Origin of the sequence: Chryseobacterium sp. 'Rf worker isolate 10' (assembly GCF_050753305.1) — a bacterium.
In the GTDB taxonomy this organism is placed as follows: domain Bacteria; phylum Bacteroidota; class Bacteroidia; order Flavobacteriales; family Weeksellaceae; genus Chryseobacterium.
The window spans coordinates 343,592-357,449 of record NZ_JBOZOF010000001.1 but is presented as its reverse complement, the minus strand read 5'-3'; the positions used below and the strand labels follow the sequence as shown (position 1 = coordinate 357,449).

12 protein-coding genes are annotated in these 13,858 nt (G+C 37.0%); 8 read left to right on the top strand and 4 right to left on the bottom strand.

Going from position 1 to position 13,858, the window contains the following annotated elements:
• Positions 1 to 26 precede the first annotated feature (26 nt).
• The 5 genes from LKL37_RS01630 to LKL37_RS01610 all read left to right on the top strand — a co-directional run bounded on the left by LKL37_RS01630 (position 27) and on the right by LKL37_RS01610 (position 6,825).
• Positions 27 to 2,024, top strand: a complete 1,998-nt coding sequence (locus tag LKL37_RS01630; protein WP_431608838.1) for a S8 family serine peptidase — start codon at positions 27 to 29, stop codon at positions 2,022 to 2,024.
• Complete coding sequence (locus LKL37_RS01625; protein WP_431608837.1) at positions 2,017 to 2,151, top strand: T9SS type A sorting domain-containing protein; 135 nt, start codon at positions 2,017 to 2,019, stop codon at positions 2,149 to 2,151. Before LKL37_RS01630 ends, LKL37_RS01625 begins: the two co-directional genes overlap by 8 nt.
• 75 nt (positions 2,152 to 2,226) lie before the next feature.
• Positions 2,227 to 4,299 carry an alpha-ketoacid dehydrogenase subunit alpha/beta gene (locus LKL37_RS01620; RefSeq protein ID WP_431608836.1) on the top strand — a complete coding sequence of 691 codons (2,073 nt, stop codon included), beginning with the start codon at positions 2,227 to 2,229 and terminating at the stop codon, positions 4,297 to 4,299.
• Positions 4,300 to 4,504: 205 nt separating this feature from the next.
• A complete protein-coding gene (locus LKL37_RS01615) occupies positions 4,505 to 5,536 on the top strand; it encodes a bestrophin family protein (protein ID WP_431608835.1) in 1,032 nt (343 codons plus the stop codon).
• Positions 5,537 to 5,739: 203 nt separating this feature from the next.
• Complete coding sequence (locus LKL37_RS01610; protein WP_431608834.1) at positions 5,740 to 6,825, top strand: serine hydrolase domain-containing protein; 1,086 nt, start codon at positions 5,740 to 5,742, stop codon at positions 6,823 to 6,825.
• 40 nt (positions 6,826 to 6,865) lie between these two features.
• Here LKL37_RS01610 and LKL37_RS01605 read toward each other — a convergent pair whose 3' ends face one another.
• Positions 6,866 to 7,324 (bottom strand): Lrp/AsnC family transcriptional regulator, encoded by a 459-nt coding sequence (locus LKL37_RS01605; RefSeq protein ID WP_431608833.1) that lies wholly within the window; start codon positions 7,322 to 7,324, stop codon positions 6,866 to 6,868.
• A gap of 157 nt (positions 7,325 to 7,481) precedes the next feature.
• On the opposite strand from LKL37_RS01605, the gene LKL37_RS01600 reads away from it, so the two are divergent.
• Complete coding sequence (locus LKL37_RS01600; RefSeq protein WP_431608832.1) at positions 7,482 to 8,711, top strand: aminotransferase class I/II-fold pyridoxal phosphate-dependent enzyme; 1,230 nt, start codon at positions 7,482 to 7,484, stop codon at positions 8,709 to 8,711.
• Between the two features lie 107 nt (positions 8,712 to 8,818).
• Here LKL37_RS01600 and LKL37_RS01595 read toward each other — a convergent pair whose 3' ends face one another.
• The gene (locus LKL37_RS01595) at positions 8,819 to 9,823 is read right to left on the bottom strand and encodes a glycosyltransferase (RefSeq protein ID WP_431608831.1); all 1,005 of its coding nucleotides are present in this window, start codon (positions 9,821 to 9,823) and stop codon (positions 8,819 to 8,821) included.
• Between the two features lie 198 nt (positions 9,824 to 10,021).
• Between LKL37_RS01595 and LKL37_RS01590 the strand changes: the two genes are divergently transcribed.
• Both LKL37_RS01590 and LKL37_RS01585 read left to right on the top strand, forming a co-directional pair.
• Positions 10,022 to 11,035, top strand: a complete 1,014-nt coding sequence (locus tag LKL37_RS01590; RefSeq protein WP_431608830.1) for an SDR family NAD(P)-dependent oxidoreductase — start codon at positions 10,022 to 10,024, stop codon at positions 11,033 to 11,035.
• A 41-nt stretch (positions 11,036 to 11,076) separates the two neighbouring features.
• On the top strand, positions 11,077 to 11,883 hold the full coding sequence (locus LKL37_RS01585; protein ID WP_431608829.1) for a helix-turn-helix domain-containing protein: 807 nt from the start codon (positions 11,077 to 11,079) through the stop codon (positions 11,881 to 11,883).
• 304 nt (positions 11,884 to 12,187) lie between these two features.
• On the opposite strand, the gene LKL37_RS01580 is transcribed toward LKL37_RS01585, so the two are convergent.
• Positions 12,188 to 12,619 carry a branched-chain amino acid ABC transporter substrate-binding protein gene (locus LKL37_RS01580; protein WP_431608828.1) on the bottom strand — a complete coding sequence of 144 codons (432 nt, stop codon included), beginning with the start codon at positions 12,617 to 12,619 and terminating at the stop codon, positions 12,188 to 12,190.
• A gap of 9 nt (positions 12,620 to 12,628) precedes the next feature.
• Positions 12,629 to 13,795: a THUMP domain-containing class I SAM-dependent RNA methyltransferase gene (locus LKL37_RS01575; protein ID WP_431608827.1), complete on the bottom strand. Its 1,167-nt coding sequence runs from the start codon at positions 13,793 to 13,795 to the stop codon at positions 12,629 to 12,631.
• Between the last annotated feature and the right edge of the window lie 63 nt (positions 13,796 to 13,858).

Here is a 13,858-nt window from a genome sequence, read left to right as displayed (position 1 = left end):
ATACTTTTAACAATTTACTACCTAAAATGAAGAAACAATTACTTTTAATCAGTTCTTTAACTGTTTCACTGATAAGTGCACAAAACAACGAAGAATTAAACAGACAATTTGAACGGCAGAGAATAGAGAACAACAACAAGTTTGACACTTATGTGTCAAAGAGATTCGGCACTGATAGAAGTCCCGAAACCTTAAAGCAGATTGAACAGCAGAGAGCTACCCTGGCAGGTTTCTTACCCGATAACAGACCTTATTTCCTGCAGGCACATGATGGTGATCAAATCAAAAACTCCAATTCTGATTTTTTACAGGGAGGAACGATCACAGGTTTAACAGGATCTTTTAATGGAGAAGGTATTAAGTTTACCATTTTTGACGGCAGTACTTCCTCTAATGTAGCAAGAGTATTTGCAGGACACGTTTTTTTCAACAATCTTCCTAACAGAATAACGAATAAGGAAAGCAGTACCGTTAATTACGGTGATCACGCAACAGCTGTTTCAAGCTTTATTGGTGCTAAAGATTATCCATACACCGTTACCTTTAACGATGGTACAACAAGACAGGTTAATTTCAAAGGTATTGCACCCAACTCTACTATAGATGCTTATGCTTTTGGAACCTCTGTACTGGATGGAGAAACTGCACAAAGCACTGTATATCAAAAAATCACTAAAGCTCAACCTAACATTTCCAACCATTCCTATGGAAGCAACCAGGGATGGGCAGATCCTCAGCTGATCAATAATGAACCGTCATGGGTTTGGAATGGAGCTTTTGCCAGCCCAAACACCTCTTTGGATGCTCAGGGAACTTACCTTACTGACGATCGTAATTATGATCAGATTGTATACAATAATCCATCATACATCATTATAAAATCTGCAGGAAATTCATTCGGCGAAGGGCCAAGTACTGCTACCAGTACTTATAAAAAATACTATAGAGACAACAGTGGTAATTTGGTTGAATTTGCACCAACAGACACGCTTCCTTCTAACAATTGTGCACTGGGATATGATTGTATAGGGATTGGTTCTCTTGGAAAAAACATTATTGTGGTAGGAGCTACTGACAGAATTACAACGAATAACGGAAGATATACTGCTTCTTCAGATGTTATCCATTCCAGCTACAGCAGCGCAGGACCAAGAGATGACGGAGGCATTAAACCAGACATTACAACTGTGGGAACAGAAGTTGCCAGCGCATGGACAGATAATAATGCCACAGGAGGCAGCAAAATAGATATTGGAGACGGTACTTCTTATTCTGCTCCTGTAGTAACTGGTATTGTAGGACTTTGGACACAGATCAACAAACAACTGTTTGGAGGAAACTTATTGAATGCTGCATCAGCAAAAACCTTAATGGTGCATTCAGCTAAAGAAGCAGGCAACATAGGACCAGACCCACAATTCGGATGGGGCTTTATTGATGCTAAAAAAGGAGCTGAACTTTTGGTAGGAAAATCCAACAGCAGTATTATTTTTAATGATGAAACATTAACCAGCGGAGTTGCCAATGTAAAAACAGTAAAAGCATCAGGTTCAGAACCGTTAAAAGTAACAATTTCCTGGATAGATCCTGAGTTTACCAACTTCACCAATCAATGGAGCAATATTTACAACAACAGAACCTCAAAGCTGATTAATGATTTGGATTTAAAGATTACAGATACTACTACAAACACCGTTTACTATCCATGGAAACTGGATGCCAACAATCCAATGACCCCTGCTACAAAAGGAGATAATACGGTAGACAACGTAGAACAGGTAATAGTAGATGCTCCGGTTGCAGGAAGAACTTATAAAATAGAGATCACCAACAAAGGGATACTGAAAAATAATACAGGCGGAAATGCCCCTCAAAACTACTCTGTCATCGTAACAGGATTTACAGAGGTATTAGGAACTAAAGATATCACCAATCCTCTTAATAATCTTGCTATTTCCCCTACCATTACCAAGGATTATACAAACATCCTAAAAGCACCTAAAAAGTCTGCTTTCAATGTATAAATTACAGAGTGGCACCATTAATAATGACAAAGAACAGTTAGATTTATCCGCATACACAAAAGGAATTTACATCATTGAAGTAAAAACAGACAAAGATGTTATTTCTAAAAAAGTGATCAAGGAATAACCTATATCTACAAAGATTTTATACAAAATACTAACAGTTGTTAGTATTTTGTTTTTTTGTGTATATTTGCTTCCTATGGAAAATGCACTTCACGAAAAAGTTTCTCAGGATATATTGCTCAAAGCGTATAATCATATGATGCTGGCCAAAGCCATGGCCGATATTTACGAAGAAAACAGAAATGTCTGTAAATATGTTCATAGCACATCAAGAGGCCACGAAGCTATTCAGCTTGCAACAGCCTATCAGCTGAAGAAAGAAGACTGGGTTTCTCCTTATTACAGAGACGAAAGTATTCTTCTGGGAATCGGTTTTGAGCCTTATCAACTAATGCTTCAATTACTGGCTAAAGCTGATGATCCTTTTTCAGGAGGAAGATCTTATTACTCCCACCCTTCAAGCAGGGATGAAAACAAACCTAAAATTGTTCACCAAAGCTCCGCAACCGGAATGCAGACTATCCCTACTACAGGGGTAGCACAGGGAATAAAGTATATTCAGGATTTTAATCTTCAGGAATTTGAAAATAATCCTGTTGTGGTGTGCAGCCTTGGAGATAACTCTGTTACTGAAGGTGAAGTAAGTGAGGCATTACAGTTTGCGGCATTACACCAGCTTCCTATTATTTTCCTGGTTCAGGATAACGAATGGGGAATTTCCGTAACCAAGGATGAAGCAAGAACCTGCGACGCTTATGATTTTGTAGCTGGATTCACGGGATTAAGCAGAATGAGAGTAGACGGAACTGATTTCGTGGAAAGTTTCGAAGCCATGAAAAAAGCAGTAGATTTTGTAAGAACAGAAAGAAAGCCTTTGGTTGTCTGTGCAAAAACTGTATTGATCGGGCATCATACTTCCGGAGTAAGAAGAGAATTCTATAGAGACGAAGAAGATTTAACAAAACATAGAGCTAAAGATCCGGGAGAAATCCTTAGAAAACATTTACTGGAAACAGGTACTGATGAAGATCTTTTAAAACAAATCACTAAAAAGACCCGTCTTGAAGCAGAAGAAGCTTTTGAAAAAGCTAAGAATGCAGAAGATCCGAAGCCTGAAACCGTAATGCAGCATGTTTTTGCTCCCACTCCTATTACTGAGGAAACAGGAACTCGTGAACCTGCCAACGGAGAAAAAATTGTAATGGTAGATGCTGCCATCCACGCCATACAGGAATTGATGTGGAAACACCCTGAAGCCCTTCTTTACGGACAGGATGTAGGAGAAAGAATCGGTGGGGTTTTCCGTGAAACGGTAACTTTAGGAAAAAAATTCGGAAGCAAAAGAGTATTCAATACTGCTATTCAGGAGGCTTATATCATTGGATCTACTGCCGGAATGAGCGCTGTTGGGTTAAAACCAATCGTTGAGGTTCAGTTTGCAGATTATATTTATCCGGGAATCAATCAGTTAATTACAGAGATTTCAAAATCAAACTATTTAAGTGGTGGAAAATTCCCTGTAAGCAACATCATCCGTGTTCCAATCGGAGCATACGGTGGTGGTGGCCCTTACCATAGTGGAAGTGTTGAAAGTATTTTAGCCAACATCAAAGGGATCAAAATAGCATATCCAAGTAATGCTGCCGACTTTAAAGGGTTATTAAAAGCAGCTTATTATGATCCGAATCCTGTAGTAATGCTGGAACACAAAGGATTATACTGGAGTAAAGTTCCGGGAACTGAAGATGCTAAAACGATAGAACCGGCTGAAGACTATGTTCTTCCGTTTGGAAAAGGGAAAGTAATCATTGAAGCTGATAAGGACGAAACTGAAAAAGGCAGAACTTTATTGGTTGTAACTTACGGAATGGGTGTTTACTGGGCTAAAGAAGCAGCCAAGAATTTCAATGGAAGAGTTGAGGTAATTGACTTAAGAACATTGATTCCTCTGGATGAAGAACTTGTTTTTGAAAGAGTAAAAGCCCACGGAAAGTGTATCGTTCTCACCGAAGAACAGCTTAACAACTCTTTTGCAGAAGCCTTTGCACACCGTATTTCTAAAAACTGCTTCAAGTATCTTGACGCACCCGTAGAAACCATGGGATCGCTGGATGTACCTGCTGTTCCTATCAATCTGGTTCTGGAAAAAGAAATGCTTCCCAATGCTGAAAAACTCAGCAGTAAGATTGAAGAAATGCTGAAATATTAATTTTATATAAAATTAAAACCTCTAAAAATTTTAGAGGTTTTTTTATGCAATTTTTTCACTACTTTTATTTAAGATTATCCATCTCAATTCTAGACCATTATAAACCAAGAAAATTTGATTACCCATTATCTGACAGGCATTACAAAACAAATCAGTCACAGTTTGGTATTTATTTTGTCTGTACACGCAAAACACATCCATCTTTATGATCACAACCAAATACGTCAATTATAAACAGGTTCTCAATCTTGCCGGTGTACATCTTATCCTAATCTCTATCTGGTGTACCCTGATTGCTGTTTTCTTTTATTTCTTCAACTGGCACTGGATGACAATTCCATGGGTTCCTGTGGCTCTGATTGGTACAGCAGAAGCATTTCTTGTGGGTTTTAAAAACAACCAGGCCTATGACAGACTTTGGGAAGCCAGAAAAATATGGGGCGGAATTGTGAATTCCAGCCGTTCGTTTGCATCTATGGTGTATGCTTTTGATACAAAGAATGAAGAAATTGGTGTTTTTGATCTTGAAGACCGTAAAAAAAGAATTGTTTACCGTCATATTGCGTGGCTGTATACTTTCCGTGAACAGCTTTTGGTTCCTACAGAATGGGAGCATATCAGTACGGAAAATAATAAATTCGGGAATATCAACCTGAGAAGAAACAGGCTGATCAAGGCAGGATTTCCGGATTATGGAAGAGCCCCTATTTTCCTGCACAAATATCTTTCGGAGGAAGAATATGAGCTTAAGAATGATTATAAAAACTTTGCTACCTATCTGACTGCTCAACAAGCAAAAGACATCAATGAGCTTAAAAACATGGGAGCCATTACAGAATTCAACCAGACTCAGCTGCAGAACGCTCTGAATGAATTTTATAATTTCCAGGGACAGGCAGAAAGAATCAAAAAGTTTCCTTCTCCAAGACAGTTTGCCAGTACAGCTTTTGTTTTTAACATCCTGTTCATTATGCTGCTTCCGTTGGGATTAGTCAATGAGTTTGCAAAGCTCGGTGATTGGGGAATCTGGACTTCTATCCCTTTCTGTATCATCATCGGGTGGATCTACATCATTATGGAACTGGTAGGAGATTATTCCGAAAATCCTTTTGCAGGATTAATGTTTGATGTTCCTATGCTTTCCATCTGCAGAACAATTGAAATTGATCTTCTTCAGATGAGTGGAGAAACAGATCTTCCGGATCCTATTTCTTCTAAAAACGGAGTCTTAGTATAATTTTTTTTTAAGTTATCATTTAAAAAAAAAATGAATTTCAAAATCTTTCAAAAAAAATAAAAATATTCTGTAAAATATATTAAAAAAACTCATTGTTTTTCATAATTTAGAGGCATTGAAAGCATTGGCTATGTTGATCCATCCGGATAGATTTGGCTTATACTTTTTTCATCAGCTAATCATTTATCCCTTCTTTTTAAACAATGAGATCCAAGCAACTCCTGCAGGTCATGACAATAATATGTCTAACCTTATTCTGTCCTAAAGTAAAATCACAGACAGCTTTCAACAAAGAGTTGCCAAAAGAATTTACAGAAAAATTCACCAAAGAAATTAATGACAGTATTCCTTCTCTGGGATCTTTCATTGTATCGCAAAACAATAAGGTTATTTATGAGCAGTATTTTCACGGAGCCAACAAAGAAACCATCTTCAGCATAAAATCTGTTACCAAAAGTATCGTGTCTGTGCTGGCAGGTATTGCACAAGATAAAAACATACTTCCCAATCTCAACACTCCGGTTTTAAAAATTCTTCCGGAATACAACATTTCAAGAAGCAGATTTAAAAATATTTCCAACATTGAAGGAAAAGTAACTCATGATTCCATTAGAAATACATTAACATTAAAAAATCTACTGACCATGCAGGGTGGTTTTGACTGGGTTGAAAATTCAAAAATTTCAACAGCGATGTCTTTTTCCGGTGATCCTGTAAAATTTGTACTGGATCTGCCTTTTGAAGAATATCCGGGAACCGTATTCAATTACAACAGTGGTGAAACCCATCTTTTTGGGGCTGCTTTGGCAAAAATTGTAAAGACCAATCTGAAACAATTTGCTGCAGAAAATCTTTTTAGACCTTTAAAAATGAATATTCCCCGATGGGATACGGATTCAATGGATAGAAACTTTGCAGGTTCAGAGCTTTTTATGAAGCCTGAAGATCTATTGAAATTCGGTACTATGATCCTGAATAACGGAAAATTTAGCGGCAAACAGATTGTCTCTTCAAAATGGATTCAGGAATCTACTTCTGAACAGGTAAAGCTGGATTCATGGGATGTAATGCCGGATGCCAACGGATATGGTTATTACTGGTGGCGAAGAAAGACCAACGGACATCAGGCTTTCGTAGCCACAGGTTATGGCGGACAGCTTATCTGCGTCATTCCTGATTTAAAAATGGTTATCGTAACCACCTGCTTTCTGAATGACAAAAACAAAGGCAGAACAGAAATCAAAAGACTTCACTATTTCATTGATAAAATGACTAAAGGAGATCTATAAGCATTAATTTCCAATCTAATTTTGATAATGACTTCGTAATCTACAATACAATGGCTGTTGTGTTTTTCACTTCGGAAATCATAAATGAGCTGTGCGTACTTGCGATGTGCTGAAGCGTCGTAAGTTTCGTCAGCATAAAATTGCGGTAGTCTTCAATATCTTTCACCCCTATTTTAAGGATATAATCGTAGTCTCCGCTTACATGGAAGCATTCTGTAACCTCCTGAAGATCCATCACTTCTTTTTCAAACTGCAGTACAAATTCCTTCTTGTGCTGACTTAGTTTTACATGACACAGAACAATAAAATTTTTCTTAACTTTACTCCTGTCCAATAAGGCTACATATTTTGAAATGACGCCTGCATTTTCAAGCTTTTTCACACGCTCATAAACAGCTGTAACAGACAATCCAAGCTTACCGGACAGTTCTTTGGTGGTTTGTTTGCAGTCTTCCTGTAAAAAAAGCAAGAGTTTCTTATCAGTTTCGTCAAGTTCCATAGATATTTTTTTGGTAAAAGTTTAATAATTTCGAAGATACTAAATATTTTTTCTAAATAAACAATATTTTACAGTTTTATATTCTATAAATTCAAATTTATATTGTAATAATTAGCAAATTAATGCAAATTGGAACAATAAAATAAAAACAATATTTATGGAAAACTTTAACGCAGCCAACGAGATCCAGGATCTTCAGTATTTTGGTGAATTCGGAGGAGTGAATCCTTCTATCTCAGACAGCTCTACCTATACATTTCTTTCTGCAAAGACGATGTTCGATACTTTCGAAGGAAATGCGGAAGGATGCTACCTGTATTCCAGACACTCATCCCCGATGAATCTTTATCTGGCTCAGGCTCTTGCCAAGATGGAAAACACAGAATCTGCCAACGTTACAGCATCCGGAATGGGAGCTATCACTTCTGTTTTGATGCAGGTATGCAAAAGTGGTGACCATATTATTTCAAGCAGAACAATCTACGGAGGAACTTATGCTTTTCTGAAAAACTTCTTACCTCAATTCAATGTAGGAACTACTTTTGTTGATATCAACAATTTTGAATCTATAGAAAAGGCAATCACTCCCAATACAAAAGTGATCTATTGTGAAAGTGTAAGCAATCCGCTTCTTGAAGTTGCAGACCTTAGAAAACTTTCTGAAATCTGTAAAAAACACAACCTGAAACTGATTGTAGACAATACCTTCTCCCCTCTTTCTATTTCTCCAACCTTATTTGGGGCAGATGTAGTAATTCACAGTTTGACGAAGTTCATCAACGGAAGCAGTGATACAGTAGGCGGTGTATATTGTGCCAGCCAGGCATTTATTGATGACACCAAAAATGTAAATTCCGGAGCGTGTATGCTTCTTGGCCCAACCATGGACAGCTTAAGATCCTCAAGTATCTTAAAGAACCTGAGAACATTACATATCAGAATTAAGCAGCACAGCCACAATGCAATGTATCTGGCTGAAAGATTCGAAAAAGACGGATTAAAAGTATCTTATCCGGGCTTACCATCGCATAAAAACCATGAATTAATGAAAAGTATGATTCATGAAGAATACGGATACGGAGGATTATTGACTCTGGATGCCGGAACAACAGAAAAAGCAAACGAACTGATGGAGATGATGCAGACAGAAAATCTGGGTTATCTTGCCGTGAGCTTAGGATTTTATAAAACCCTATTCTCATGCTCAGGAAAATCTACCTCATCTGAAATCCCTGAAGAAGAACGAGCTTCCATAGGTATTTCTGACGGACTGATCAGATTCTCCATCGGTCTTGACCACGATATCAAAAGAACTTACCATAAAATGAAAGAGTGTATGCAGAAAGTAGGAGTTCTTAACCACCATGAAAACATTTCTATCATCTAAATTTATTGTAAAAAGGCTGTTTCGTTTGAAACAGCCTTTTTTTATTTATTTGATGAATGCGCTAAAGCCCATTTCCTATTGATATATTTTTGCAGACAATTACCCTGTTACTTCTTATAATAATGATGAGGAAAAGCTTCTTCAGGTTTCATTCTGAAAACATTCAGCAATATCCAGGATTTTAAGAAACCATATCCGTAAGAAAACATCTGAATATAAGTGGAAATAACCGCCATACCGGCAATACTTAGATTTTTAGTTAGTAATAAAGCGTGAAACAGCACTAAAAAGGTATACAATCCATAGAAAGAAAGGATAATCCCTCTTCCCATAAGGAAATACTCAAGAAAACCCATTATGTATCCTAACATAAACAAGGTAGGAAATGCAAAAGAAATTTTCACATAATTCGGGTGCCTCTGATTAAGAATTGGTCTTGCACAACCAAACTGATAGACCTGCTTGGAGAATTTCCCAAAATCAACCCTACGTTTATGATATACGGCAATATCATCAAAAAAAGCAGTAGTAAATCCGTTTTCCCAAAGGGTCATAGAGAGATCCGGATCCTCACCGATTCTCATTTCTGAAAATCCTCCTACCTTTTCAAAAACAGCCTTTTTCACTCCCATATTAAAGCTTCTGGGCTGAAATTTTGAAACCGCTTTCTTATTACCTCTGATTCCTCCGGTGGTAAAAACTGAAGTCATGGAGTAGGAAATAGCCTTCTGCATCAGATTGAATCCTTTATGTGCTTTATCCGCACCTCCAAACGCATCACAAGGGATCGTCAGGATATCATTTTTAATATGTTCAATATAATCCTTTTCAACAATGACATCACTGTCTACAAATACCAGCCATTCATTGGAAGCTCTTGCAGCCCCATAATTCCTCGTCAATCCAGGACCTGAATTATCCTTTCTGAAATATTTAATATGTAAACCCTGTTCAAAATTTTTAATGGTAGGTTTCAGATCGATCAAAGAGCCGTCATCTACAATAATGATCTCGAACTCCTTATCTGTCTGCTGGGTAAGAGAAGTCAGCAACTCAAAAAGTTCGTCTTTTCGGTTGTAAATGGCAACGACAATGGAAATAGTAGGTTTCAAATTGAAAATTTTTCAAAATTACTTATTCGCTGAACAACCTACAAACAGTTTAGGAGAAATTAATGATGTTGAACTGTATTCGTCTTAATCAAAAGAGATTATCGATGAAATTTTGAGCCAAGTTATTTGGCATTTTAAACAAAATAGACACCATAAATCTCTCCTAATTTTGCTATAGAAATTTAAACCAACAACAAAATGGAACCAATTATCAGCTCATTGCAGCAGCCTGTTCAATCTGGATTTAATGCCTATTCGACAGCCCAGGAAATCATTGAAGGAATTGATCTTACCGGAAAAACAGTGATCATAACCGGTGGTTATGCAGGAATAGGTCTTGAAACCACAAAAGTACTTACTTCAGCCGGAGCCCACGTCATTATTCCCGCAAGAGACATTGAAAAAGCAGGAAAAAATCTGACAGGAATTCAAAATTTTGAACTTGAAAAAATGGATCTGATGGATCCAGCATCCATTGATGCTTTTGCAGAAAGATTTCTATCATCAGGTAGAAGTCTGGATCTACTCATTAATAACGCAGGAATCATGTGGGTTCCTCTCCGCAGAGACAGTAGAGGCATTGAATCTCAGCTGGCAACTAACTACCTTGGACAGTTCCACCTTACTGCAAAACTATGGCCGGCTCTAAAAAAAGCAAACGGAGCAAGGGTTATCAGTGTTTCTTCTTATGGACATCAGATGTCTCCTTTTAATTTTGAAGACCCCAATTTTGAGAAAAGAGAGTATGACACCCTTTCCGGATATGGGCAATCCAAAACAGCCTGTAACCTGTTTGCCGTAGAACTCGATGAAAGAGGGAAAGAATTCAATATCAGAGCGTATTCTCTTCATCCAGGGTCTGTATACGGAACTGATCTGGGCAGAGAAGAACCTATTGAACTTTTTAAACAACTCGGAACACATGATGAAAACGGAAATATCAAACCTGAGGTGGAAGCACGATTAAAAACCATTCCACAAGGAGCAGCAACAACAGTCTGGTGTGCTGTAAGCCCTCAACTCAATGAAATAGGCGGAGTTTATTGTGAGAACTGCGATATTGCAGAAATAGACAGAGGACAAATTGAACATAGATTTGATGAACCGGCAACAATCTATGGAGTACAGCCCTATTCTATCGACAAGAAAAATGCAGAGTGCTTATGGAAATTAAGTGAAGAAATGCTTGGATTCCTTTTTGATGCTAAATAATTGTTTTTTAAATACATTTGTATTGCAAAAAACTTTTAACAATGAATTTCCAGATACAATACCTCACGCCGGATATCAAGCTTTCCAGTTATGATGATAAGCTGTTTAAAACAGAAACGGTTTTTGAATACCATATGCTGGTCTGGTTCATATCAGGAGAAACGAAAATTATTCAGGCAGATAAAATCTATCTGTTCAAGGCAGGAGATATTTTTCTGATTCCAAGAAATCATCTTGCCACGATTATCAATTATCCTAAAGATGGGCTTCCTCATAAAGCTGTAGTGATGCATCTCACCACAGAACGCCTGAAAGATTTTTACAGTTCTGTCGACTATCAGAAGAAAACCGGACATAGGGAATCCAGTATTCACAGCTTCAGCAGCCACCCGCTTCTGAATAGCTGTCTTGCTTCTCTGATTCCTTATTTTGAGATTGAAGGTCCATTTCCTGAGAATATTGCCCATTTAAAAATCACTGAAGCCATTAGTATTTTAAGGGAAATTGATCCGGCTATAGATACTTTACTGGCAGATTTTGATGAACCGGGAAAAGTGAATCTGATCAGTTTTATGGAGAAGAATTATATGTTCAATATGTCATTGGAACGCTTCGGATATCTGACAGGAAGAAGTTTATCAACTTTCAACCGTGATTTCAGAAGAATTTTTCAAACGACACCACAGCGCTGGCTTACCCAAAAACGTCTTGAACTGGCTTATTATCATTTATCAGAAAGGAATAAAAAACCATCAGATGTTTTTCTTGAAGTAGGATTTGAAGACCTCTCCCATTTTTCACATGCCTTTAAAAAACAGTATGGTTTTGCGCCGTCACTGGCAAAATAAAACAAAACAGGTTGTACGAAGATGTACAACCTATTTTTTATGATTTTAATAACTCCTGAAGTTATTTTTTCTTTAAAGTATCTGAATCTTTAGACTCCTTCTTTTGAGATATTACATTATGATTTAAAGCTTTTCTTTCAGGTTTTGAACGTGACGATTTTGATCCAGAACCAATCAGACCGAATAAATCAAAAATAACATCAAATATGTCAAAAAAATTCCAGGACATTTCTAATCTCAGAGGTTATTATTTATTATCTTCAATTTATGCACTCTCTTCGTTCCTTCATACTATTTTGTCCTATTATATAAAAAATCCCGACTTAAAGTAAATATATAATACTGCCGAAATAAAAAAAGCGATTACTGAACAGCTGAAAAGAAGCAGCTTGAACAGCGTTTTAAAATAGTAAAGTTCCAGTACATGCAAAACAAAAAACACTAAAAACGAAATGCCAGTTCCTATTAAAGAACCTACCACCAAAGTTTGCGTGTAGTTTTGCGCAGGTAAAGGATCTTTAAAAACAATAAAAAAAGAAAATGCCGCCAATACTAAAGCCACTGCACTTACTTTTTCTGTGAAGTATTTTGATCTCTTAGATTCCTTCTTTTGAGGTTTTTCATCATAGTTCAAGCTCTTTCTGTCAGGAGTTGAGTGTGATAATCCAGAACCACCTTGAAATATTCTGGATATATTAAAAATGAAATCTAAAAAATCAAGAAAATCTCCTAACACTTTTTCTTACTATTTATTATCTTCAAGTTTGTGTACCTTCTTCGTTCCTTCATACATTTCGTACTGTAAAAATCTCGTTTCCAGCTTTCCGTTGAAAAGTTTGATCTTTCTTGAAGGACGTAATCCAATTTTCTTCACTGCTTCTAAATCTGAAGAAATCAGCCAAGCCAGTGTATTAGGATAATGGGTTTTAAACGTATCTCCTATTTTCTTGTAGAAATCATCGTCATTGATGGAAATTCTCTCATCGTATGGAGGATTGAATACCATTAATAACGGGAAAAGTTCTTTTTTAGAATCAAAGAAATTTTGTTTTTTAATCTCGATAACATCTTCCATTTCTGCCGCCTCTACATTCATTCTTGCAGCATTCAGCATTTTTCCATCAATATCATAACCAACAATTTTTCCATCAAACTGTCTTACTCTGTTAATTCTGAATTCTTTGATTTTTGTAAACAAGTCCGCATCATAGTTATTCCAGTTCTGGAACCCGAATCTTTTTCTGAAGATCTGAGCCGGAAGATCCATCGCAATCATCGCTGCTTCAATCAATAATGTTCCGGAACCGCACATCGGATCAAGGAAATTTCCTTTTCCGTCCCAGCCCGCAAGCTGAAGCATTCCACTTGCCAACACTTCGTTGATAGGCGCTTCTCCCTGTTCTCTTCTGTACCCTCTCTTAAATAAAGGATCACCAGAAGAGTCCATGGAAATCATTACCAATTCCCTGTCTATATGAAGGTGAAATTTAATATCCGGATTTCTCGTTTCTACATTCGGACGTCTTTTGAATTTCTCCTGAAAATAATCCACGATGGCATCCTTCATTTTTAAAGTTACAAACTGAGAATGTTTGAATGTTTCAGAGTTTACAGTGGCATCAATAGAGAAAGACTGCTCAACATCCATAAAGTTTTCCCATTCAAATTTGAACAGTCTGTCATAGAATTGATGTTGATTAAAAGCCTTGAACTCATGAATGGGTACCAGAATTTTCAATGCTGTTCTCGCAGAATAATTGATTTTATAAAGAAAACCAAGATCTCCTTCACAATTTACCGCTCTGTTTTTAATTTCAACATTCCTTCCACCCAGTTTTTTGATTTCTTCCGCTAGAATCTGCTCCAATCCGAAGAATGTTTTTATCTGTATTTTAATATTTTCTGTATCCATAAGTTTGAATTAAAAGATTTAAAGCTTTAAAAATTAAAAGATTAGCCATCCAACTTCTTGTCC

Excerpts from the sequence above, each read along its gene's own strand:
- LKL37_RS01605 (WP_431608833.1), bottom strand. The coding sequence starts at position 7,324 with ATGGAACTTGACGAAACTGATAAGAAACTCTTGCTTTTTTTACAGGAA.
- LKL37_RS01600 (WP_431608832.1), top strand. The coding sequence starts at position 7,482 with ATGGAAAACTTTAACGCAGCCAACGAGATCCAGGATCTTCAGTATTTT.
- LKL37_RS01610 (WP_431608834.1), top strand. The coding sequence starts at position 5,740 with ATGAGATCCAAGCAACTCCTGCAGGTCATGACAATAATATGTCTAACC.
- LKL37_RS01620 (WP_431608836.1), top strand. The coding sequence starts at position 2,227 with ATGGAAAATGCACTTCACGAAAAAGTTTCTCAGGATATATTGCTCAAA.
- LKL37_RS01615 (WP_431608835.1), top strand. The coding sequence starts at position 4,505 with ATGATCACAACCAAATACGTCAATTATAAACAGGTTCTCAATCTTGCC.
- LKL37_RS01630 (WP_431608838.1), top strand. The coding sequence starts at position 27 with ATGAAGAAACAATTACTTTTAATCAGTTCTTTAACTGTTTCACTGATA.
- LKL37_RS01590 (WP_431608830.1), top strand. The coding sequence starts at position 10,022 with ATGGAACCAATTATCAGCTCATTGCAGCAGCCTGTTCAATCTGGATTT.
- LKL37_RS01625 (WP_431608837.1), top strand. The coding sequence starts at position 2,017 with ATGTATAAATTACAGAGTGGCACCATTAATAATGACAAAGAACAGTTA.
- LKL37_RS01585 (WP_431608829.1), top strand. The coding sequence starts at position 11,077 with ATGAATTTCCAGATACAATACCTCACGCCGGATATCAAGCTTTCCAGT.
- LKL37_RS01575 (WP_431608827.1), bottom strand. The coding sequence starts at position 13,795 with ATGGATACAGAAAATATTAAAATACAGATAAAAACATTCTTCGGATTG.